Origin of the sequence: Enterocloster lavalensis (assembly GCF_046603895.1) — a bacterium.
Lineage (GTDB): Bacteria > Bacillota > Clostridia > Lachnospirales > Lachnospiraceae > Enterocloster > Enterocloster lavalensis.
This window is the reverse complement of the sequence record NZ_CP176637.1, coordinates 3,561,252-3,584,598: the sequence shown is the minus strand read 5'-3', so window position 1 is coordinate 3,584,598 and position 23,347 is coordinate 3,561,252. Positions and strand designations below refer to the sequence as shown.

At 57.4% G+C, this 23,347-nt stretch carries 17 protein-coding genes and 3 tRNA genes; 8 read left to right on the top strand and 12 right to left on the bottom strand.

Features of this window, described 5'->3' with window-relative positions:
* Positions 1-74: 74 nt before the first annotated feature.
* Positions 75-1,202: an aldo/keto reductase gene (locus ACK2JC_RS16030; RefSeq protein ID WP_320937871.1), complete on the bottom strand. Its 1,128-nt coding sequence runs from the start codon at positions 1,200-1,202 to the stop codon at positions 75-77.
* A 224-nt stretch (positions 1,203-1,426) separates the two neighbouring features.
* Between ACK2JC_RS16030 and rpoN the strand changes: the two genes are divergently transcribed.
* Complete coding sequence (rpoN, locus tag ACK2JC_RS16025) at positions 1,427-2,806, top strand: RNA polymerase factor sigma-54 (protein WP_118754486.1); 1,380 nt, start codon at positions 1,427-1,429, stop codon at positions 2,804-2,806.
* Positions 2,807-2,847: 41 nt separating this feature from the next.
* The gene (locus tag ACK2JC_RS16020) at positions 2,848-3,381 is read left to right on the top strand and encodes a DUF6199 family natural product biosynthesis protein (protein ID WP_320937870.1); all 534 of its coding nucleotides are present in this window, start codon (positions 2,848-2,850) and stop codon (positions 3,379-3,381) included.
* Between the two features lie 136 nt (positions 3,382-3,517).
* Here the strand turns inward: ACK2JC_RS16020 and ACK2JC_RS16015 are convergent, their stop codons facing one another.
* Positions 3,518-8,740, bottom strand: a complete 5,223-nt coding sequence (locus ACK2JC_RS16015) for a DUF4132 domain-containing protein (protein WP_411337420.1) — start codon at positions 8,738-8,740, stop codon at positions 3,518-3,520.
* A 1-nt stretch (position 8,741) separates the two neighbouring features.
* Positions 8,742-9,161, bottom strand: a complete 420-nt coding sequence (locus ACK2JC_RS16010; RefSeq protein WP_320937868.1) for a hypothetical protein — start codon at positions 9,159-9,161, stop codon at positions 8,742-8,744.
* Positions 9,162-9,374: 213 nt separating this feature from the next.
* Between ACK2JC_RS16010 and ACK2JC_RS16005 the strand changes: the two genes are divergently transcribed.
* The 3 genes from ACK2JC_RS16005 to ACK2JC_RS15995 all read left to right on the top strand — a co-directional run bounded on the left by ACK2JC_RS16005 (position 9,375) and on the right by ACK2JC_RS15995 (position 10,171).
* Positions 9,375-9,447: transfer RNA gene (locus ACK2JC_RS16005), tRNA-Phe, on the top strand.
* A gap of 3 nt (positions 9,448-9,450) precedes the next feature.
* A tRNA-Gly gene (locus tag ACK2JC_RS16000) sits at positions 9,451-9,521 on the top strand.
* Positions 9,522-9,919: 398 nt separating this feature from the next.
* A complete protein-coding gene (locus ACK2JC_RS15995) occupies positions 9,920-10,171 on the top strand; it encodes a hypothetical protein (protein WP_320936955.1) in 252 nt (83 codons plus the stop codon).
* Positions 10,172-10,566: 395 nt separating this feature from the next.
* Here the strand turns inward: ACK2JC_RS15995 and ACK2JC_RS15990 are convergent, their stop codons facing one another.
* From ACK2JC_RS15990 to ACK2JC_RS15970, 5 genes are all read right to left on the bottom strand, one after another.
* Positions 10,567-11,079 (bottom strand): hypothetical protein, encoded by a 513-nt coding sequence (locus tag ACK2JC_RS15990; RefSeq protein ID WP_320936953.1) that lies wholly within the window; start codon positions 11,077-11,079, stop codon positions 10,567-10,569.
* A gap of 15 nt (positions 11,080-11,094) precedes the next feature.
* Positions 11,095-12,054, bottom strand: a complete 960-nt coding sequence (locus ACK2JC_RS15985) for a carbohydrate kinase family protein (protein ID WP_320936952.1) — start codon at positions 12,052-12,054, stop codon at positions 11,095-11,097.
* Positions 12,055-12,116: 62 nt separating this feature from the next.
* Positions 12,117-12,854, bottom strand: coding sequence for a BtpA/SgcQ family protein (locus tag ACK2JC_RS15980; protein ID WP_092364635.1), 738 nt, complete (start codon positions 12,852-12,854; stop codon positions 12,117-12,119).
* Positions 12,855-12,879: 25 nt separating this feature from the next.
* Positions 12,880-13,602: a GntR family transcriptional regulator gene (locus tag ACK2JC_RS15975; protein WP_118754481.1), complete on the bottom strand. Its 723-nt coding sequence runs from the start codon at positions 13,600-13,602 to the stop codon at positions 12,880-12,882.
* A 156-nt stretch (positions 13,603-13,758) separates the two neighbouring features.
* Positions 13,759-15,081 (bottom strand): amino acid permease, encoded by a 1,323-nt coding sequence (locus ACK2JC_RS15970; RefSeq protein WP_092364629.1) that lies wholly within the window; start codon positions 15,079-15,081, stop codon positions 13,759-13,761.
* A 252-nt stretch (positions 15,082-15,333) separates the two neighbouring features.
* Between ACK2JC_RS15970 and ACK2JC_RS15965 the strand changes: the two genes are divergently transcribed.
* Both ACK2JC_RS15965 and ACK2JC_RS15960 read left to right on the top strand, forming a co-directional pair.
* On the top strand, positions 15,334-16,488 hold the full coding sequence (locus ACK2JC_RS15965; protein WP_276852161.1) for a hypothetical protein: 1,155 nt from the start codon (positions 15,334-15,336) through the stop codon (positions 16,486-16,488).
* A gap of 22 nt (positions 16,489-16,510) precedes the next feature.
* On the top strand, positions 16,511-17,440 hold the full coding sequence (locus ACK2JC_RS15960) for a carbohydrate kinase family protein (protein ID WP_320936951.1): 930 nt from the start codon (positions 16,511-16,513) through the stop codon (positions 17,438-17,440).
* Positions 17,441-17,535: 95 nt separating this feature from the next.
* On the opposite strand, the gene ACK2JC_RS15955 is transcribed toward ACK2JC_RS15960, so the two are convergent.
* The 4 genes from ACK2JC_RS15955 to ACK2JC_RS15940 form a co-directional block, all read right to left on the bottom strand.
* On the bottom strand, positions 17,536-18,078 hold the full coding sequence (locus ACK2JC_RS15955) for a peroxiredoxin-like family protein (RefSeq protein WP_320936950.1): 543 nt from the start codon (positions 18,076-18,078) through the stop codon (positions 17,536-17,538).
* Positions 18,079-18,103: 25 nt separating this feature from the next.
* A complete protein-coding gene (locus ACK2JC_RS15950) occupies positions 18,104-19,294 on the bottom strand; it encodes a MalY/PatB family protein (RefSeq protein ID WP_118754477.1) in 1,191 nt (396 codons plus the stop codon).
* Positions 19,295-19,318: 24 nt separating this feature from the next.
* Positions 19,319-20,668, bottom strand: coding sequence for an APC family permease (locus ACK2JC_RS15945; protein ID WP_368272345.1), 1,350 nt, complete (start codon positions 20,666-20,668; stop codon positions 19,319-19,321).
* Positions 20,669-20,994: 326 nt separating this feature from the next.
* The gene (locus ACK2JC_RS15940; protein ID WP_320936948.1) at positions 20,995-23,022 is read right to left on the bottom strand and encodes a sigma-54 interaction domain-containing protein; all 2,028 of its coding nucleotides are present in this window, start codon (positions 23,020-23,022) and stop codon (positions 20,995-20,997) included.
* A 252-nt stretch (positions 23,023-23,274) separates the two neighbouring features.
* On the opposite strand from ACK2JC_RS15940, the gene ACK2JC_RS15935 reads away from it, so the two are divergent.
* Positions 23,275-23,346 (top strand) — tRNA-Gly (locus ACK2JC_RS15935).
* Position 23,347: the final 1 nt, after the last annotated feature.

Sequence of the window (23,347 nt, the reverse complement as noted above, 5' to 3'; positions counted from 1 at the left end):
TTCTTTTTGTTGAATGCAATGGGCCGCTGGCGCAGCCTGCGGGCGATTGTTTGAATGCAATGGGCCGCTGGCGCTCAGCCCCCCAGCTCTGCCGCCACCCGCTCTAAGTCCGCCCGGATGGCAATTCCCTGTGGACAGGCGCTCTCGCATTTTCCGCACTTCTGACACTGATCCGCCCGTGCCGATTCTCCGATCTCCTGGCGGTAAGCCGCCTTCGCTTTCTCCGGGATGCCAAACATGGCTCCCTCGTTCCAGACGGAGAAATTATACGGGATATCCACCCCAAAGGGACAGGGCACGCAGTAACGGCAGCCTGTGCAGCCGTTGTTCATCCGCCTGCGAAGCGCGGCGGCCACTGACTCCACCACCTGGCACTGGGCCCCGGAAAGCGGCTCGAACCGCCCCAGCGTGGCCAGATTGTCCTCCACCTGCTCCGGGGTGGACATTCCGCTTAAAATCACCTTTACCCCCGGATGGCTTGCCACCCAGCGCATGGCCCAGGACGCGCAGGAGCGCTTCCCGTCCGCCTCCGCGAACATCCCCGCGATGTCCTCCGGCAGGGAAGCCAGGGTTCCGCCCTTCACCGGCTCCATGACGATCACCGGGATACCGGACTTCTCCGCCAGCTCATACCCACGGTCGCCCGCCTGCACCTGGCGGTCCATATAATTGTACTGAATCTGGCAGAAATCCCACTTCCGGCTGGTCAGAATCGTCTCAAAGGTCTCGTAATTGTCGTGGAAAGAGAATCCCAGATACCGGATCCGTCCCTGCCGCTGCAGCTCTTCGGCCCAGTCGATCAGACCCAGCTTGCAGATGGTATCCCAGCGATCCCGGTTCAACCCGTGCAGAAGATAAAAATCGATGTAATCCACCTGCAAACGCTCCAGCTGCTCCTCGAACAGGCGCTTTGCGTCCTCCAGGCTCTTTACCAGCCACATGGGCAGCTTGGTGGCCAGATAAAGGCGTTTCCGGTCATAACGCTTCAGCAGCCGTCCCATAAACGGCTCGCTGGCTCCCTCGTGGTAGGGGTAAGCGGTGTCCAGGTAATTGACCCCGTTTCGAATCGCCGCGTCGATCAGCTCTGCCGCCCCATTTTCGTCGATCTTCCCCTCCGGCGTCTTGGGGAACCGCATGCAGCCGAATCCCAGAAGGGACGGCCGCTCCGTTCCCGCCTGCATTTTCATCTCTCTGTATTCCATAGACATCCTTTCCGGCCGCTGCTCCGGCCATTTCCGCTGTTGTTGGTGTTCACAGCGCCGCGGGAAAGCGCGGTTCTGCGAACCGTAACCCGCTTCTTCACAAATTCATGACATGCCTTAATTATACCAAAGCGTTATCTTAAAATCAAACCCCTTGATTGCCTGAAACGCCAGGCTGTGTTATACTGGAGTTTAGAAAAATATCCACGAAAGAAGGAACCCCTATGGACTTAAAACTGGAGGCCAAGCAGACGCAGACCTTGTCCCAGCACATGATCCAGTCTGCCAAAATTTTACAGATGACTGCTCAGGAACTGAACACCTACGTCAGCGATCTGGCACTGGAAAATCCTGTAATCGACATTACCGAGCCAGACGCCGGCGGCCGCCAGGAATCCATCGAACAGCAGCAGTGGCTCAACTCCTTTAACGAGGAAAACTACTACCTGTATCAGCGCCAGAACAATGACGACGACTACGATTTCCGCGACTCCTGGAACATCGACTCCACCGACGGCGAGACGCTCCAGGACTATCTCTGGTCCCAGCTGGTAGCGGAGAATTTTTCGGAAGAGGACACCGAGATCATCAAATTCATGCTGGAATGCCTGGACAATAAGGGCTATCTCAGCGAATCCGTGGAGTCCGTTGCCGCCTATTTCCACACGGACGAACAGCGCATCGAGGCGCTTCTTAAGCTGCTTCAGGAGCTGGACCCCGCGGGCGTCTGCGCCCGGAACCTGGAGGAATGCCTGCGTTTGCAGTTAACGCGCCGTCAGCTGGACACACCGGTTCTTTTATCCCTGGTGGACACCTGCCTGGAGCTGGTGGCCAAGAACCAGATCCCGGCCATCGCCCGCAAGCTGCGCCTGACCGCCGCCGAGGCCGCAGGCTGCTGCCAGATCATCAAATCCTTAAACCCAAAGCCCGGCGTCTCCTTCTCCAGCCGTGACCAGCTGCGCTACATCATCCCGGACGTGACCATCGTGAAGTTCAAGGACCACTTCGACATCCTGTTAAACGAATCCATGTATCCGGGCATCGGCATCAACAGCTATTACCGGCAGATGAGCCAGAATCCGGAATCCCCGGAGGTCCGTGAATATCTGACCACCAAGCTGCGCCAGGCGGAGTGGGTGAAGCAGTGCATCGCCCAGCGGAGTAAAACCCTGATGCAGGTCTCCCGGGCGATCCTGGCCCACCAGGAAGAATTTTTCGCCCTGGGGCCCAATCACCTGGCGCCTTTACGCCTGGCGGATATCGCAGGCGAGCTGGACATCCACGAGTCCACGGTCAGCCGTGCGGTCAGCAAAAAATATCTGCAGTGCTCCTGGGGCGTGTACCCCATGAACTATTTCTTCTCCCGGGAGGTTTCCGGGGCCAAGTCCGAGGGGGACTGCTCCGCCCGGGCCATGACCGCCCAGGACATCAAGCGGGCGCTGCGGGAAATCATCGAAGGCGAGGAGAAAAAGAAGCCCTACAGCGACCGGATTCTCGGCGAAAAGCTGGCCGAGCGCGGCATCTCCATCTCCCGCCGCACCGTAGCCAAATACCGTGAGGAAGAGGGTATACCGGACGCCAGCGGGCGCAAAGAGTATCTTTAACCTATGGCACCCCCGCAAGGGGATGAAAAGGAGATCTGCACATGAACAACCGCGCAGCGGCATTGGTCCTGACCTTCCTGCTTCTGCTCCTGCTCACCGGCTGCCGTGAAAAGCCCTCCCTGATCCGCACCGTCACCTACATGGATCAGGAATATACCTTGGATCAGGAGAAACAGACCATCACCCACAGCGGAGACGTCTACCATTACCAGTTCTCGGGAAATGAGATCACTCTGGAATATCCCAACCAGGCCACCTACAGCCAGACGGATTACGGCGGCTCCATCGCCAGCGGCTGGACGGAAAACTACGACGACGCCCGTTACGTGCCTGGCGATGTGCTGATCGGCGTGCTGCATGCCGACTCCCCGCCCTCCCGCCGCACCGGCAATCCCCTGATCGGCCTGCTCTTTCTGGCCGTAGGACTGTGGAACGCCATTTCCCCCTATTCCTCCTGGTATCTCTCCCACGGCTGGCGCTACAAAAACGCCGAGCCCTCGGATCTCGCCCTGGGACTCACCCGGGCCGGGGGAATATTTGCCATACTGTTGGGAATCCTGGCATTCTTTGTCTGAAAAACGTCGGGACCTAATGTATTTCGCTTCGCAACGGACAGCCATCCCTCAGAATTTCCCCTTCACCGGTCAAAACAGCCGCCCCCTGCGATCACAAAGCGGATCGCGCCGGGCGCGGCTGTTTTTTATACCTCTCCTACCTGATCTGATCCAGTATAAACGGGTCTTTTATCTTCTTGTCCTCAGCTAACAGCACGATCTTGGACATGATTTCCGCCGTCTTGGGATCCTCGTCCACAAAGGGCAGGAACAGCTTGCCCCGGGACTGGCTGTGCACGGGCAGAATGTTCAGCATGGTACCGCCCTCCTGGTGCACCACGCCGCTTCCCAGATGAACGGTGTAATTTCCCCGCGTCCCCTTGATGAGGGCGTGGCTTTCCGACAGCGTCACATTCTTCAAGCCGAACAGCGGCAGGTTGAACTCCACGATGGCCCGGCGCATTTCCACGGTGGAATGGCTGGTCTCCGGGTCCACGCCGCCCGCGTGAGCCACGCTCACCGCCAGATCCACGTCCCGCATCACCTCGCTGTAGATAACATCCGGCACCTGGTCAATGGTCAATGCCTCAAAGGTCTTGCGGTTGGAGAACTCCACCCACTCCAGCGTGGGGGCCTCCACGTCGCCCGGGGAGAACCAGTCCGCCAGCGCGTAGATTCTGGCCACAATATTCTCCTTATAAAAGACCTTCTGCAGCCCTTCCTCATAATCCGCCACCCAGCGCCGCCCCCGCAGGCAGGCCACCGTCTTTTTCGGCTGAATCTGATAACCCACGAACAGCCGGGAATACCTCTGCCCTATCTCCTCGGACAGCTTCACGTACAGCTCCCTGAACACCTGCTTGAACGGCTGCTTCATCTTGTTCTCGAAGAGCTTCCGCTGATACTCATGCCAGTTGCCAGAGCGGTAGAAGTCCAGCGGATGGGCGATTCTCAGCGTCTCATCCTCGCCCAGCCGGGATTCGGTCCCATCCAGCGCCGTGAGCCTTGCCGTAAACTCTTCCGTAAATTCTCCCGCAAGTTCTCCCGCGCTTCTTCCCGCCGTCGCTTCCCCCTCTCCGCCAAATCTCAGGAACCCCAGCATTTCCCCGCCCGCAAATACCAGCGGCTCCAGCACCGCCCGCACTACCGGGTTTCCGAAGAGCTGCCGCAGCTCCCGGACCGCAAATTCCGTCCGGCCCTCCATGGCCTCCTCCATCATAGCCCTGGTCCGGCTGTACTGGTCCTTCAATTTCTTGTTTACGTCCTTCAGTTCCAGCACAAGGGGCTGTTTCCCCAGCCTGGAGGGCACGGATTTCAGCGCCTTTCCGCCCTTCCGGCACAAAATGGCGCTTCTGCCGAGGCTGTCGATCTCCAGCTTCACCTCCACGTCGTCCACAGGCTTCCACTCCATATAGGGCTCGTACCATGAGGTCATCCGTGACTCCACGTTCAGCGTCAGCCTGGTCACATCCGCGTACCCCGCATTCACGCTCAAATTCAGCAGCGCGGTCTGCACCGCCTGTCCCTCGCTGGCCCGCCGCTGGGCCCCGAACTGCCTGCTCTCCTTCAAAAACTGCTGGATAAACTGGTAGCGGTCCATCAGATCCCGCTCCCGGTCCTCCCCGAAGGGAACCAGGCCAAAGCTCATCAGCAGGTCCTTGTTGCGCTTTGCGGAAATCTCTGTTTTCAGCTGCTCCAGGGTCACCCGCCCCAGGGCCGCGTCCGCGTACTTCCTGGCCCGGGAGTGCTTCTGCCCGTCGGAAATGTACTTGGCACCATCGTACAGCATATCAAAATGCTCCGCCCCCAGAAGTTCATAAGCCTCCTTAAACCAGTTCACGTCAAATGCCCCGGCCTGCAATTCCTCCGGCGACAGAGGCGTGTACCGGGCGATCATGGCCTGCTTGCGGTCGTCGAACCGCTCGTCCATATGGGCCATAAAATAATAGCAGCCGCTCTTCATCCCCTTCCACCCCAAATGCGCCTCGATAATATCGATCCACTGGGGCGCGTACATGGCCACCTCCACCAGCCGCCGCTCCCGGATACGGGTGCCTTTCAGCCCCCTGGCCAGGTCCGCCGCCGTCTCGTTCTCCCCGGGATAGCAGTATTTCAGCAGGCTTCCCAGATTTTCCTTCTTGGTCAGAATCCTCGGACCGCCAAACCACCCGTAATAGGACTGCCTTCCCAGAGTGTCGCTGCCCAGGGCCATCAGAATCCGCACCAGATAGTCCACGCCGCTTATGTAGGTAATCCCGTGAATACAGTGGGAAAACTCCGTCTCGCTGTCGCCCCTGCGCAGCTCCACATCCACGATGCGCCCCACCAGGCGGTCATAAACCGTCTTACAGAGCGCGCCCTCCTCCGTGTTGTCCCGCATGTAAGCGCAGCCCTTTTCCTTCATCTCCTCGTAGAACGCCTCCCCCAGCAGTTCCACCGTTCTCCGGTAATTCTCCGGCCGCAGGCTGTCCCCCTTCATAAACTGGCACAGCGCGTCAAGGCAGTACGTGATGTCCAGATACTCCATCACCGCCTTACACAAAATGTCCACAGACACAAGCCCCAGACGGCAGGCCTTCAGGAACCAGAAAAAGCGGATCGGCGTCATGGATTCCCGGTTCTCCCACAAAAAACGCCTCATGCTCCGCTCCTCGGCGCATTTCAGCTCAAACCGGCAGGCCGTCTGGAACGCTTGGGTAAACTCCTCGTCCGTTTCCCAGTATTTCAGCCCCTCGAAATAGCGGTTCAACATGGGCAGGGCGTTGACCCCCGCGGAAGAACTGTACTCCGTGCCGCCCCAGCCCTGGTACTTGAAACTGATCCGCTTATTTTTCAGCCCCGCTGCTTTGGTCAGCGCCGTGATGACCTCCACGCTCTCCTTAAACAGCCGCGGACGGTCCAGAAATTCCGTCCGGTAGACCTGCCGCACCTGGTGCACCTGCCCCTGGTATTTTAAGGAAAATGCCTCAGGCTTAAACGGAGGCTTACCAAACACCGCCTCATAGGCCCATTTTCCCGCGCCGTAGAGATTTCCCCGCAAAAACAGCAGCGTCTCCATCTCCACAAGAACGTCGTAGTTCCCGATCTCCTCCTGGTAAAACGCGCGGAACACGTCCTCCAGCGGATAATATTCCAGCCGGTGAAGCCGATTTTGAGCCCCGGCCAGCCACTTATATTTGGCGCCCAGAAGAATTTTCTCCCCGTCCGCCGACTCGTACTCGTAATCCCGGTACCGATCGATCAGATCGTCCAGCTTTTTGATGATCCCGATCACCTGTTTTTCCGGCAGCGGCAGGCAGCCCCCGATCACGCCGCGGTCCGGCTCCCGCTCCGGCACCGAAAGCTCCACAGCCGGATCATAGAGGGCAGATTCCCCGTCCACAGAATTCTCCGCCTGTTCCCCGCCCTGCCCGGACAGCTCCCGGATCAGAATCTTTTCCTTGTCAGTTGGGGCCTCGATGGACTGCTCCAGACCGGCCAGGGACGCGGCCAATTCCTTCCGCCGGGAGTCCTTGCGAATCTGCATCAACATATCCAGGGCCGCGGTGCGTTTCTCCTCCTTCTTATCCGCCAAAAGGCGGCCCAGAGAAACCTTAAGCCCCTCGTCCTCCCGCGTCATCAGCAGGTCGATCAGCTGCTTTCGCAGAGCGCTGCGCTTAAACCGCAGCATGTCCTCGATCAGCGCAAAGTCCCTATCCCCCAGCTTCAGGCGTTTCACCATCTGGAACGCCTTGTTCGACGTCATTTCCTCCGCATTTCCCACATAACCGATCAAAATCTCCCTCTGCCGGGCATTAGACGGCTCGTAGAGCAGCAGATTGATCAGGCGGCTCCGGTACGCCCCGTACCCGTCCGTGGTCACATCCTTCAGCCGCTCCCCGCACCAGGTGATTTTCTCCTCGTCCTGGAGCACATAGGCGGTCAACGCCATCTGGCAGATCACCTGGGACGGCGCAAGGGACACCTGATACCACGGGAAAATGCAGGGATCGTAAGTCACGCCCTTTTTCGGAAGCTGCGCCAGTATCTTCCCCAGGTTATCATACAAGGCTTCCGCCTCCTGCCGCCCCTCATAGAAATTCTCCAGGCGCGGCGTCACGGGCTTTCGAATCTCATAATACCCATACCGGACGCCCTCCCGCTTCTCAAACAGCCTGTCTATATCCCCGGAAAGGGTGCAGGTCAGCGCGCCCATAAAGCAGGCGGCCAGCTCCAGATCCCCGTCATACCCCAGGATCACATCCTTCGCGATCCGGCTCTTAAACCGGTCGTCATACAGCAGATGAGTATAGAAGGAAGCCGTCAACCGCTGATTTTTCGTGCCGTGGTCGATCAGCTCCCGCATGGACCCGATGGCCGTGTCAATATCCCGGAATCCCTGGGCCCACAGCGCCACGCTGATGGCGATGGAATCGTTGGTTTTCAGCTGTTCCCGCAGAAAAGCCTCGTCCCGCAGGCAGCGCCCCATGAGCCCCAGCAGCTTGCCGTTCACCCGGTCCACGCTGTTCTCATCGAAAATGCCGATCCAGGTGGAAACTGCCCGCTTCACGGAGGCGAACCGGATCAGATCATTTTCCTCGATCACCTGAAGCAGCGTCAAAAACGCCTCCACCGTACCCTCGTCCATGGCCTCGCAGATCGCCTGGCGCAGCCCCTCCTGGAGCCGGGCCGCCAGCAGCAGATCGCCCAGCATCCGGTGCATCTCCCGGTTGTCCGAGCGCAGAATCCCCAAAATCATTTTCCGGGTCAGATAGGCGGTATTATTCTCGCTGTAAACCAGCTCCTTCAGCGCGCCGATCACCACCTGGTTTCCCCGGTCGATCTCCGCCGCGTACAGGTAGCTGAAGCACCGCCGGAAATTCACCCAGTCAGCCCTGACATAATCCAGCTTCTCCGGCTCCAGGCGCTGTAAAATCACGTCCTCCAGCTTGGTCCCGCAGTAAAACAGCTTCTCATACGTGGCAAGCAGCGTAAACACCATCATCGTCTGTGGTCCGTACCCCGCCGTGCGCACCGAGCGGCGGTTCCATCCAATGGAATAGGGAAACCGGTTCAGCTTATCCACAATATACAGAAAGCTCTCCTGCATTTCCCTAGGCACAAAAGCGTCCAGCAGCCCGCCGTGGGCCCGTGTTCCCGGCAGCCACCCCTTCTTCCCGAACCAATCCGAAGGTTTCATCCCCGGGTTCTGATAGAACAGCTCTGCCACCTCCCGGATTCCCGGGTCCGTGACATTGCAGTACCGGCCCCCGCTCTTTAAGAGCGCCTCGGCGATCTTCTTATCCTCGCCGGTGAGCCGCCTGATCCGCTCCTTCAGCTGCTCAGACCGCATTTTCGTAATATTCTGTCTCGAATTATAATTGAACTCCGCTTCCGCCATCTCACCACATCCTTCCCGCCAGCATCGTCAGCCGCACAAACGTCAGACTGTCCTCATCCGTTATCCGAATCCCCTCATCCAGCCGTTCCAGGGGCCGGTCGTTCAGGAAAATCCGGTAAATCCCGTCCTCAAAGGATTGCAGCGCATTCTCCACCGCCTGCTGCAAATCTGCCTCCTTCTCACCGTAATTGACCCCGAACCCGATCTTGCCCGCCTGAGCGCTCTCCTCGATCTGCTCCTTTGTCAGGCACCGGATCAGCTCCGCCGACTCCTTGCGCCGGTTATAATCGCCCACGCAGGCCGCCGTCACCCCCCGGATCAGCTCCTCCACCGTGCCCGGGCAGCCGGGAATCTCATACCGAACCTCCCGCACCCCATTTTTCTTCTTCCCAATCTGCTTCACATTCACCCTGACTTCCAAGTCCCTGCCTCCTCGCCGTATTCCTCTCTGGTATCAAAATGACTCAGCCATTGATATACCTCTACCTTCTATTGAATGGGAATAACCGGAAAATGTCAAGCAATATCTGCTCAAAGAGCGGGAAAATTATTTAAAATATTTCCTCTAAAAATATTGACAAAACCCCCGTTACTGGGTAAAATATTAACGTTGTCAGTTCAAACCGACAAAATTGCCCAGATAGCTCAGTTGGTAGAGCAGAGGACTGAAAATCCTCGTGTCGCTGGTTCGATTCCGGCTCTGGGCACATGCAGGTGTAGTTCAATGGTAGAACACTAGCCTTCCAAGCTAGATACGTGGGTTCGATTCCCATCACCTGCTCTATTTTTTTATCGAAATCCCTCGAAAAATCGAGGGATTTTTGATTTTCTATCTGTCTATCATGTGTACGTTTGAGTACGCATGGCAGTTAATACAATCCCTGATGAAATACCCGAATCTTATTATTTAGACAATACCGTCATCACGGCAGCCGATATTTCAGTACACAAACGTCCCCCACAAACTACGCTCTCAAAAAACGGGAAACTTTGCAAAAATCAAAGTTTCCCGTTTTTTATTCCCATCCCCGCAGGGTAGACCTGGGGTAGACCTCAGGTTTTCTGTGACTTCCGCTACGCTCCACCCACAAAATTCTCCCATTCCCCCTCAATTCCCGTTACATTCTCTCCCCCGCCGCGCTAGAAGAGAGATAACAAAAAAAATCCAGAAAATGGGGGATAATCACGAAAAAGAAACTATTTACAACCGTCATCCTATCCACAGCCATCACCATCGGCACCGCCTTTTCCAGCTTCGCCTACTGGACCGCCGGAGAATACCAGGCCGAAGGAATCGACTGGTACTACCACGACGCCACCACCGGCGCCCTGGTCACAAACACCTGGACTCCCAACGGCTACTACGTCAACGAAGTCGGCCTGTGGTGTCCCTACATCCTATATGAGAACGAGACCTACGACGACTATTAACTTCCCAAGCCACCTCCCCGCGGGCGCTCCACTCCCCATCCAACAGGAACAAAGAACCCGCGCCCGCCTCTCCCCTAGGCCCGAAAACGCCAGCGGGCGTCCCAACCCCCAGCGGGTGAGAGCCAGGAAAGCGGGGCCGGAGGTGACTATTGGAGCGGTTTAGAGGGACTTAGGTTCCAGGGCCCGGAAAAGGCGGGATTGCGCAGGGCTCTCAAAGCCCGGAGCAAAGCGTAGGCGGAGGAGCCGGCATCAGGCCGGCGCTGGAGCTCGGAGCGGTGCCCGTCTTTTCCGTGTCCTGGGACCTTAGTCCCTCAAACCGCGGAAACCGGAACCTCCGGCCCCGCTTTCCTGGCTCTCACGAACGGATGCATCCAACGCCCCACCCGCTTCCCCTTTTACGCCTCCACCCTCACCGCTCCCCCCTCAATCTCCTCCCAAACCGTAGGCTCATTCACATAAGCCAACGCCTGCCAATAATACCTCACCGCCCCGCCAATCCCATGGGAAGCCGAATGCCACACCCCTCTATGAATCACAAACACAAACCCCGGCCTCAAAATCACCGGCACCACATCCTCCGCCTTAGGCGCCCCGTCGCACGCCTGGGCCAGGCAGAATACAATGGCCTCCCCCGCCGGAATCTGCGCCTCCTGGGTATGCAGATGCCGTTCCATCTCCACCGCCTCAAAGGGCGTCCCGCTGCCCAGCGTATACCCCAGCGCTCCCGGCGTATCAAGAAGCGACACATTGGTATCCGTGTCCTCCCAGCCGTCCCCGGCGGAATGATTCGTATTTCCCGTATCCACCCCTTCCCCGCTCAGATTATAAAGAATCCCATAGCGCCTGTAATCAATCTCCGTAATCTCCACCGCCCGTTTCACGATGCAGCGCTTCCCGCAATCTCCCATTCTTCCAACCTCCCACTATAAAAATTTCTCAAATTCCGCCCGGTCGCCCCCGTGCCTCTCAACCCAGTCCAGCACAGCCTCCGCGCCCACGGCTCCCGCCCTGGCGCCCAGCTCCGTCACCGCCCTGGATGCCGCATAGTTGGCAAATTTTGCGCATTGCCGCAGCCCCATCCCCCTGGTATACCCATAGAGGAACGAACTGCAAAACGTATCCCCGGCCCCGGTCACGTCCACCACCGGCACCTTCAGTCCATCCACGGAAAAAGTCTCCTCATCCCGGCAATACACCGTACATCCCTTTTCCGCCTGAGTCACGATCAGCCGCTGCACGCCCTTCCCGTAAAGCCAGGCGCACACGTCGCCCCCGGCCCGCTTCTCCAGGTTCTCATACCCCTTCTCGTTGACAAACAGCGTATCCACATACCCGAACAGCGCTTCGTCCCCATCCTGAATATCCGCAACGTCCAAATCCACCCACAGCCTGCAGCCCCGGGACTTCACATCCTCCAACACCTTGCAGGCCGTCATTTTCTCGAACCGCAGGGGCCGCAGCTCGCAGAAGGTGGAATAAATATAATCCGCCTGCCGCAGCGCCTCCATGGCCTCCCCCGACAGCTCGATCCGCTGCAGATTCAGGGTTGGAATGAACACCGTGTGCTCCCCCTCCGCCAGAATAATAATGGTCTTGGCGTCCGGCAGCGACTCATCCCACACCATAAACTCCGTGTCGATCCCCGCCTCGTTCAGCCCCTTGCAAAGCGCCTTTGAAACCGCCCCCGGGTTCAGGGCCGTCAGAAATGAAACCGGCGCGCCGTATCCCGCGTACACGCAGGCCGCGTTGGCGATCATTCCGCCCATCTGCGCAGGCAGGGTCTGCACCAGAATCTTCTCCTTAATCTTCGGAAAATAGGGCGCGCTGTAATACTCATCCATCGCCACGTCCCCGATAAAAAATACCGTCTTCGTCTCTCCCATCTATCTCTTTCCTTTCAAAACGTACTAACACGTCTTATCAAAATTCCGGAAAAGGGGAAGCCCTACAGCTTCTCCCTGAACCTTCTCACCGCGTCCATCATCTCCGCCACATGGGCCGGGCACACGTCGCCGTTGTCCTGATAATTGTCCTTAAAGAAGCTGCCCACAATGGCTCCATCGCCCAAAGCCAGCTTCTCCGCCACGTTCTGCGGGGTCAGGCCCGCGCCGATAATCAGCGGGAAATCGCCGATGCCGTTCCGGAACTGCACGATCTTGTCCGTGGAAGTCTCCTGCCCGGTGGCGTCCTGGGTCACGCAGATGGCGTCGCAGCGGGTCATGGCGATCTTCAGATCCTCCTCCACCGTACGATCGGAGAGCACCGGCTGGTACTTAAAGCGCACGCCGCCGATCACGTATGCCTTGCACCGCTCCCGGTAAAGCTTGAAAAAGGCGTCCAAAGAATCCTCGTCCCTGGGCTTTACATGGCCCACCACCGAATCCAGCTGTAAATAATCGCAGTCGAACTTCATCGCCAGCTCGAATCCCATGGCGTCCACATTGAGGCAGTTGACGCCGTAAGGCATCCCCAGATCCGCCCCCGCCACATAGTCTAAAACCTTCTCCACCTGATAATAGGTGCCAAAATACGTCTCCACCAGAAAGCTGTCCACTCCATTTTCCTTATAGATGCGGATCTCCTCCTTGGCCCGTCTAAGCATGTCGGCATCGTCCGTGCCCTTCGTGTGGATCACGCCGATCACCGGCTTTGCAACCTTAAAACATGATAAAAACTGATTCATACCCTGCCTTCTTTCACATTAAAATTTAACTTCCCATAACGTACTTATAGATATCGCTGCGGATATACTGTTCATTATAATATAACACGCCTCTCATCTCATTGAGCACCACCTGGCTCACCTTCAAAAGAGGGGTGTTGGCCGGGCATTTCAGGCAGCCCGCCTGCTCCCGGTTGGCAAAATGGACCTCGAAGGTATCGATGTACTGCCGTCCGGCCAGCCCGCTGTTCTCCCGGATCACGTCCAGGATGGGCCGCGTCTCCACGTCCGCCTCCATCATGAAATCCATGTCCCCGTTAAAATAGTCCACTTCCAGTATCGCCGCCACCCCGTTGATACACCGGAGCCGCTTGATGCAGATCGCCTTCGCGCCCTCCTCCAGCTGCAGCTGCTTTGCCAGGGCCTTCCCCGCCTTCACCTGCTTGCGGGAAACCACCTGGGTGCTGGGCGTGGCCCCCATCTGTTCACAGGATTTGGTAAAACTGCCGTTGGCATAGGCGCTCTCCGTAAATACCGGCGTCGCCACAAATGTCCCCTTCCCATGCCTCTTCACCAGAATATTGTCGTCCACCAGCCGCCCCAGGGCGTTTCGCACCGTGACACGGCTGAGGTCGTAGGTCTTGCAAAGCTCCTCCTCCGAGGGAATCTTGCTTCCCGGCGGATATACGCCGCTCCGAATCTGATCCAGAAGCAAATCGTAAAGCTGCTGATAAAGAGGAATTGCAATATCTGAATTTAATAATTTCATAAGCCTGACCGCCCTACACCTTGTATTTAATCGTATTATCACTTAACATCACATCATAAGTTTAGGATATCACGAACCCCCGGTGCTGTCAAACAAAGTTGCTGTCCACAGCGCGAACGGCGCAGGGTACACAGCGGGGTGCGGGCGGCCGCTTATTTATGCGGACTTCGACTGATTTTTCCTGGTCCACATGTAGTATGCGGGCATTCCGGTGGCCACCGCGATTCCGCCGGCAACCAGGCCGGGGATGGGCGCCCAGAGGAAGGTGGAAACCACCAGGATCATGCTGGAGCCGATGGAAATGAGAGTCATAACCATCCAGGCCGGACATCTCCACAGGGGATCATAGTCCGGATTCTTGTGGTGCGCGAACATGGTGACAAAGGTCAGGGTGTTCTTTAACAGCAGCACCAGCGTAAAGTATCCCAGCAGATCGGAGATGCTGCCCAGGAACACGAAGATACAGGCGATCAGGCACTGGATCATAATGGAGAAATAAGGGGTGTGGTACTTGGGGTGCACCTTGCCGAAGCTCTTGAAAAACAGTCCGTCCACCGCCATCTGGTACTCCAGACGGGGCTGGAACATGATCGTTCCCGAGCAGGCCGCCATGGTCACAATGGTTCCGGCCAATGCCACAAAGATACCGGAAACCTTGCCGATCCCGGGCAGCATGGCGGCCGCGTCAGCCAGAGGAGCCGTGGAACTCTGCAGCGCGTCAAAGGGCATAATCCCGGTGATCACGACAGACAGCAGCGCGTACAGCACGATAATGAACAGTACCGAGCCGATCAACGCCCTTGGCATGGTCTTTTTGGGATCCTTGATCTCGCCGGTCATGTAGCAGCAGGCGCCCATGCCGTCGTAGGACCAGCTGGTGGCGGAGATACCGGCCAGCAGAGCTGCCAGCCCCACCGGAGCGCCGGCCACCGCGGGCGTGCTGATGTAATCGCCTCTCATGTAGAACGCTCCCACCCCGATGAGCAGTACGAAGGGCAGCAGCTTGACGGCGGTCATGATGGTCTGGAACTTTCCGCCGCCCTCCACGGACACCACGTGGATGGTCATAAACACCAGGATCGAGGCCACGGCCAAAAGCTTAATGGCGATGGCGCTCATGGGCACCAGGTAGGCGATGTACTGGGCTCCCGCCAGGGCCACCACCGCGATAGCCGTGGTGTCATTTCCCCAGAAGGTGGTCCAGCCGCAGAGAAACGCCAGCTTCTTCCATCCCGCATGCTTGATATACACGTAATGGCCTCCGTCCTCCGGGTAAGCCGTGGCCATCTCAGCCATGACCAGGTTCTGGGGAATCATGATCAGTCCTCCGATGAGAAACGCCAGAATCGTGATCAGCGCGCAGCCCGAAGCCGCCGCCACCTCGCTGATGGAGGTGAAAATGCCTGCGCCAACCGTAGTTCCCACCGACAGCGCGATGGCCGTTCCCAGGCCAATCTTCTTTTGCAACTTAGTATCCATTGAAATCCCGCTCCTTTACATTTTCGTTTTGTGTAATACATCATAATACGTCTTGTATCAAAAGTCAACCGATTATTTCGCAGCTGTTTTTCCGTTTATTAAGGTAAGAACGGCATTTTCTCTTCCATTTTCCACAATGTGCACATTTTTTAGGTCCACTTTTTGTGCATAATATTGTGATTTTGGGTATTGAACCCCATTTTAAGACGTGTTATATTGTATTTAAGCGAATGCGAAAGGAGCATACCGACTATGAAGGATTACACCACATTGAAAGAGGGCTGCCTCACTCCGGCGGCTTTACAGGATGTCCCCGGCTTCTGCCGCCGTTTCGGCCTGGAGGGCATCGAGGTTTTTATGGACGACGTCAAGAACCGCACGGAAGTCTTATTTGCAGCGGAACATGAAAAAGAAGAGCTTGTAAATCGTCTCACAGCAGGCAGCGTGAAGCGGATTCACTGTTCCTACTGGGCCTACCCCACCTCATTTTTGACCAAACACAGCTTTTCCCAGCTGGAAGAGCGGTTCGGCGGTCTGGCCGCGGTGCGCGAATATTACGGCGACCTGACCGGCGCCCACATGTACGCCCGCTGGTGCCAGGAGTACGAGCTGGCAACGGCCCTGGGCGCGCAGAGCTACACCTTCCATCTGATTGACTACGCGCCCATCGACGGCATGTGGGACTTCACCATTTCCAAGGCGGACATCCGCCAGGCTATGATCTCCATGCTGCAGCATTTTCTCAACGAACTGCTGGACCGGGGTCTGATCGGCCCGGACTCCCCCCAGATCGAGCTGGAAAATGCGGGGTGGGGGCTGGAGCACGGCATGCAGACCGCTGAGGATTATGCGATGCTCTACCGCCAGATTTACGATCCCTTCCACAAGGTAAAGCTGGGCTGGGACATCAACCACCTGCTCCACGCTCTGGGCGCGGACGCCGGCAGCGGCGCGGCCCGTTTCTACCTTCCGGACAGCGAGATCACGCCGGAAATGGCTCTGCTCCAGGCGGAGTACGGCCGCGATCCTGAGCGCTTCGCCGTCAAATGGCTGGAACACAACATTCTGCACCCGGACCTGGCCGGAAAGGTGGGGTCCATCCATCTGTCCGACTGCGGCCTGAAGGATACCCAGTATTTTACAAATGGTATTTTCACCGGGGAATACTACCAGAACATTTCCGCCTTAAAGACCTGGGAAGAGCGGGAGGAGTACGGCGTGGGCATCGTGCTCTCCAAGTATGACAACCATCTGGTGCTGGGCACCGGCGCCCTGAAGCCGGAATACGTGAAGGCCATGATCGGCGCCCTGGCCGTCCACTCCCCGGAGTGCGTCATTTTACACGAGTTGAAGAACAGCACGGACCTGGAACAGGATTTGAGGCGGCAGCTGGACTGCATCGCATAGAGAAAGGCGAGGTGAAACGACGATGAAATATCTTGTAGTAGGACCGACCATTATCAACGACATCATTTTCGCGGACCAGAGCCGGAAGGATCAGGTGCTGGGCGGCTCCATTTTCTGCGTGGCGGGCATCAAGCTGTGGTGCGACGACTGCCTGTACCTCTCCAACGTGGGCGAGGATTTCGACCGCTTTTACGGCGACTGGATGCGGGCCAATGGCTGCAGCACCGCCGGACTGCGCTATATCCTGCCACACACCTGGTATACAACCCTCACCTACGGGGACCAGGGACTTCACAGCGAAGTCTCCATCTACGGCCCTGAGGAGGAAGCCCTGCTGGAAACCCTGGACACCATCGATCCGGCCCACATTGCGGCCCACTGCGGGGAGGACACCCGCGGGATCTACGTGGAAGCCTCCGAGGCCGATCCCCTCTGGGACCGCCTGGACCAGGTGCGCGCAGGCGGAAAGCAGGCGAAATTCATGTGGGAAATCCCCACCTCCGCCACCATGGACCCGGCCAGAGCTCCCAAGGTGCTGGAAACCATCCGCAAAGTGGACATTTACTCCCTCAACCTACCCGAGGCCATGAGCCTGTTTCAGGCTGACGGCGAGGAGGCGGCCATCCGGGCCATTTTGGAACTGGGCACCCCCTGTTTCTTCCGCGTGGGCAAGCGCGGCTCCTATATGATCCAGGACGGAAAAGCCACCTTCGAGCCCAGCCTGACCGTGGGCCCCATCGTGGACGCCACCGGCTGCGGCAACGTCTCCACCGCCGCCGCCCTCTTCGGCTGGTGCGAAGGTTTCCCGCCCCAGGTCACCGCCCGCCTCGCCAACATCTCCGCGGCCTACAACCTGCTGCAGTACGGGCCTTACCCGGCGGCCACCAAGCAGGTGCGGGAGGAGGCGATGGGGCTTTTGAACGCTGGAATCACAGCAGACAGCGCGAAATAGAGCGGCAAACGCGCACCGCCACCGGCTAAAAACGGCCCCGCAAGTCTGTTCCCAGACACGCGGAGCCGTTTTTTCCTAACCAGATTTACAATTTTTTACAGTCCCTTTATCAACCGCACAATCTCCTCCACCGACGGAGTATCCGCCGCGTTCGTCCCATAATGGGCGTAGCGCACCGTCATTTCCCCGTCCACCAGCACCGCGGCGGGAAGCTGAAGCTCATTTCCCTCGTATTCCCCGTGCACCAATCCCATTTCCACCGCCCTTGCCGCCTTTTTGGGCGCGTCGCCGCCCTTTAGCTCATCCTTGTCAGCCGCGGGCAGAATTTCGAACTGTTTGTACAGTTTCATGTCCGGATCACAGATCACGGTGTAGGGAAACGGCTTTTCCTCTGCCGCCGCCTCCAGTATCTCCCGTTTGGACTGGAGAACCACCACCACACGTCCTCCGGCCTGGCGGACCGCTTCATATCCCAGATCCAGATCGCGCAGGTCCAGCTGGCAGATGCGGCAGCCGTAGTACCGCAGGAAGAGAAACATAGTGGGCATCCCCTCCGTCAAATCCTCTGCGCTGACCCCATCCTGACAGATGGTATCGCAGCAAAATGGTTCCAGCCTTTTTCCAACTTCAAATTTCATAACAGTCCGCCTTCCTTTCACTCCATCATTTCACATACTTGCCGTAAGCTTCTTTCATCCGCTTAAGCGCAGCTACCACATAGCTTGTGGGGCAGGCCAGGTTCCAGCGCTCAAAGCCTTCTCCCTGGGCTCCGAAAATGTAACCCTCGTCGAAGAACAGTCCTGCCTCCTGGCGGTTGATCCGCTCCAGTTCCTTGTAATCCAGTCCCAGCCCGTTCCAGTCCATCCACAGCAGGTAGGTGGCCTGAAGCTCGCACACCCGAATCTGCGGGAAGTTCTCCGCCATAAACTCCGTGATCACCCGCCGGTTCTCGTCAATCACCTGAATACACTCATCCAGCCACTCTCCGCAGCTGCTGTATGCGATCTCGCAGGCCTTGTAGCCCAGGATGTTGCACTTGGGGTTGGCGCTGCCGCGCTTTAAGAACTCCTCCAGCTTCCTGCGGAGCGCTTCGTTGGGAACAAAAATATTGGAGGTCTGCAGTCCGGCCAGGTTGAAGGTCTTGGAGGGCGCGGTCAGCACCAGGCAGTTCTGCTCCATTTCCGGGGAAAGGGAGGCGTACACATAGTGTGTATGGCCCGGCATGATCAGGTCGTGATGAATCTCGTCGTCCACCACCAGAACGTGGTTCTCGTTGCAAATCCGGCCGATGCGCTCCAGCTCCTCCTTCGTCCACACGCGGCCGCAGGGGTTGTGGGGGCTGCACAGAATAAACAGCTTGGTGTTGGGGTCCTTGGCCTTCTTCTCAAAATCTTCAAAATCGATCTCATATGTATCGCCCCGCTCCACCAGCGGGCAGTCCACCAGCACCCGGTTGTTCACCTTGATTCCAATATACATTGGATAATACACCGGTGTCAACAGCATAACGCCGTCTCCCTCATTTGTGTAACACTTGATGGCGGAGAAAAATGCGTCCACCACGCCGTGGGACGGAAGAATCCACTCCGGCTTCGCGTCCCAGTTATGGCGCTTCTTCATCCAGGCGCACACCGCTTCCTTGTACGAATCCGTGGCGTTGGCGTAACCCAGCACCGTGGTATCCAAAAAGGCTTTCAACCCCTCCACGATCTCCGGGGCCTCCACAAATTCCATATCCGCAACGGAAAACGGGATCACGTCCTCTCCCACATTCGGATTCTCCCGCTGCATCTCATCCCACTTGCCGGACCCGCAGCCATAGCGCTTATAAACCGTTGTAAAATCATATTTCATTTTCAAAATCCTCCTCTGAATCTATTATTTTTCGCTGGTGTAATCCACCAGCAGATCATTCTCAATCTCAACATTTTTGGCGTAGGTGCGGACGTAGATCAGCACCACAACCACCAGCGCCACCAGGAAACCAACCACCATAATGGACAGGTTCAGCAGCAGGGAGGAGCTGAGCACGCAGAGTACCACCATTCCCAGCACCGCCATTTCCTTTGCACCCGCGGGGCTCAATTTGATGGAGGACCGTTTCAGCAGATCCCCGGACTTAGAAGCCAGCGAGAACAGGGCAAAGCACACAAACAGCTTGGAGAGCAGCGAGTTTGCAGTGGTAAACTTGGTGATAAAGGCGATATCCAGCCGCATGGCAAGCGGGATGAAGCCCACCAGGTAAAACAGGGTCAAAAGCTTCCAGGGCACGCCGTGTTTGTTTACATTTCCCAGAGACTTGGGCAGCATGCCGTCGTCGCAGGCCACAAGCAGCGGTTTGGTCACCCAGGACAGGGTGGCGTTTAAGGTGGTGGCAGTCGCGCCCAGAGCCGCGCCGATCACAAAGAGGTAGAAGGCGATGCCGGGCATGGTCTCCCGGGCCACCAGGGTCAGGGGCTGGTTGGCGACCTGGTCCATGGGCAGCACGCCCGCCGCCACCAGGGCGATCAGCACGTAGAAAATGCCCACTCCGAAGGTGGAGGCCACCATAGCCTTGGGGATGGTCCGCCCCGCGTCCTTTGTCTCGCCTCCCAGCTCGGCTACCACCTGGGCACCGGCCGTGGCTGAGCTCAGCAGCGCCAGCGTACTGATAAAGGCAAATGTTCCGTGTGCGAACAAATGGGAGGGCTCAATCACATAGGCGATATCCGCCTTTGGCAGGCCGAAGCCGATAAACAGCAGCAGGCCGCCGATCAGGGCCACGCTCATGATCTTGTTCAGAACGGCTGCGGACTTGGTTCCCACCAGGTTGGTGATAAAGAAGAAGGTGAGAATCACAATTCCCACAATGTGCTGGTCCAGTCCCGTGGTGATGCTGACCAGATACGAGGCAAAGCTCAGGGCATACTGGGCCAGACCCACGTTCATCGTGATATGTAACAGCAGGTAAATCATACCCGGCGTTTTTCCCAGCAGACGGCTGCAATAGCGGTAGGGGCCGCCTGTGGTGGGCACCGTAGCGCCCAGGATCGCAATCGGGAAAATGCTGATAATGGTCAGCACCGGGGACAGCAGGAACGCCAGCACCACGCCGGTGCCCGTCATGCCGATGGCCACGCCCGTGGATGACATAATTCCCGCGCCGATGATCTGGCCCACCGAAATCGCCATCAAATCCCAAAAGCTCAGATTCCGTATCAGTTTGCTCTCTTGCCTTTCCGCACTCATGTTGTTCCTCCTTCATGCTTCCCGCGGATGTGGGAGACGGGCCGGGCGATGAGCTCGTCGCCCGGCCGCTCTCCAAAATCCACGGAAATGGAATAAAGTTTTCATATCTGATTTCGCTTCTGACGCAATCCGCCCCGCGCTTACCCATGGCTCATTCCACCGGCGAATGACCCCCAGTAACGCGGATGCCATCCTGCATCCAACAAAAAGCCGGCCGTTTTGCTTTCATACAATTATATGAAGCAAAAAACGTGCCAGCTTTTAAACCGCTCTCTATCCCCATTTTCACGTCAAATTCACATCAATTTTATCCCATTTTTATCCCATTATTTGGGATTAATGGGATCATTGGTGCGATTGGGATTAATCCAAACGCCCATTCTCCCCTTTCCCACTCCAATCTCACCGCTGCGGCTCAGTTCCTCCAAAATCGTTCGGATGCGCATCTCCGACAGGTTTTCCCCACGCTCCTTCAGGTAAAGGCAGATGCTGCGGCGTCCTGCCGCCTTTCCCTGTTCCTTAAGGGCGCGCACCGCCTCCAGCACCAGGTCCGCCTCCAGCGAAAGGCCCTCCGCGCCCAACTCCGGCTCCCGTTCCCGGGTGAAGCCGTCCATCCCCTCTTTCATGTAGGAGGGAAGGTCCTCATAACGCACCAGATCCTGCTCCAGACTCCCCAGATACTCCACGCAGTTGTGCAGCTCCCGCACATTTCCCTCATAATTGTGGCCCATGATGCAGGCCCTGGCTTCCCGGTCCAGCTCGAAGGAGTAGCCCTCGTCGTTGCGGATGTCATAAAACAGCGGCAGAATGTCTTCCCTGCGCTCATCTAATCCCGGCAGCTCCAGCGGCAGAACATTGAGCCGGTAATACAGGTCCGTGCGGAATTTCCCCTCCTTCACAAGGGTTCTCAAGTCCCGGTTGGTGGCGGCGATAATCCGCACATCCACCGGTATCACATTGTGACCGCCCACCCGGACCACCTCCCGCTCCTGAAGAGCCCGCAACAGCTTTACCTGAAGCCCCAGGGGCATCTCGCCGATCTCATCCAGAAACAGAGTTCCCCCGTGGGCTACCTCAAACAGACCCGGTTTGCCCTCCTTCTTTGCCCCGGTAAAGGCGCCGCTCTCGTATCCGAACAGCTCGCTCTCCAGCAGCGATTCCACCAGAGCCCCGCAGTTGATGGGCACAAACGGTCCGTCCCTGCGTGCGGAAGCGTTGTGGATGGCGCTGGCGAACAGCTCCTTGCCGGTACCGGAAGCCCCGGTTATCAGCACGCTGGCCCTGGAGCGCGCAAACTTCATGGCCGTCTTCCGGCAGCGCTCGATGGCCTCGCTTTCCCCTTTGATGTTGTAAACCGTATATTTGGCGTGCTGGCGTTTTTTGAGCATCTGCGTTCTCAAACGCAGCTCCTTCTCCTTTTCCGCCTTGTAATCCGAAATCAGAACATATCCCGCGTAGATTCCGTGGGTGCTGGTGGTCCAGAGGTCGAACACCAGCTCCCGGCCGCCGAACTTTACCACGCGCTCGCCGAACTCCTCCAGCCGGTCCATCCACTCTCCCAAAAAGGGAAATACCTCCGGCAGCGTCTTTCCGATGATCTGACTGGAAGAAATCCCCAAAAGCACCGCCGCGTTAAAATTGTAATGGCTGATCAGGCCGTCGGGCACAAAATAGAGCAGGCCGTTGACCACTTTTTTCTGGGCCGCCGCGTAGTAATCCCCGATGTCGATCAGATCGCTGATCTGGCGGGAGGCGTACTTGACGGAACGGTTGTATTTCCGGTAAAAATCCGTTTCCAGCAAGTGAAGCATATTCAAAGCCGCCGCCATCTGAATCAGCGTCTCCGTGCTGATCATACCTCTCCCGTAAAAATGGATGTACTCCCTGCCCGGCTCCCCGGTAAGTCCCGCCTCCTCAAAGATCAGGACAATGGGCCCCAGCTTATCCTCCGGCAAGCCGGGATACCAGATTTCCAGGGCATTTTCCCGCAGCCCCAGACCCACCAGCATCCGGCGCCTCTGCTCCGCGTAAAAGGGCGTATCCGCCACCACGCTGATCTTCTCCCTCTGCGCCGCCGCGGACAGCTTGTCAAAATTCTCCTGGTCGATGGTGTGCTTGATCCAGATCACCGGAACCCCCTCCGGCACCAGCTGTTTCACAAAATGATACCACTCGCTGGCCGTCACCAGGGCCAGATCGATGTCGTCGTAATTCTCTCTGGTCCGGGTCACAAAGGACATCTTCTCGATCTCCACCGCCTCCCCGGCAAAAAAGTCGTCCAGCACCTTGCAGCAAACCTGCCAATCATCCGGCGTAAAACTCCACAGCAAAATCTTTTTAACCCCGTCCTTCATCCCCATAACCGCCTTTCCCTCTCCGCTGTCTGTCTGGATGGAACTTCATATCAGCTCCATTATACTAAAAAGCGCGGCGTATGAACAGGAAAAATCCGCCCCTGCTCTTGTGCTTTGGACCCGATCGTTTTCCCGCCAATCCCCCTCCCGGTAATTTTCCGGTAAATTTTTGAAAAAATTTCAACAATATGGCTTGACATCCGCTCCGTTTTTTATTATAATAGCCTTCGTCAGTTGAGTTCAACTGTTCATGCGCGAGTGGCTCAGGGGTGGAGCACCACCTTGCCAAGGTGGGGGCCGCGGGTTCGAATCCCGTCTCGCGCTT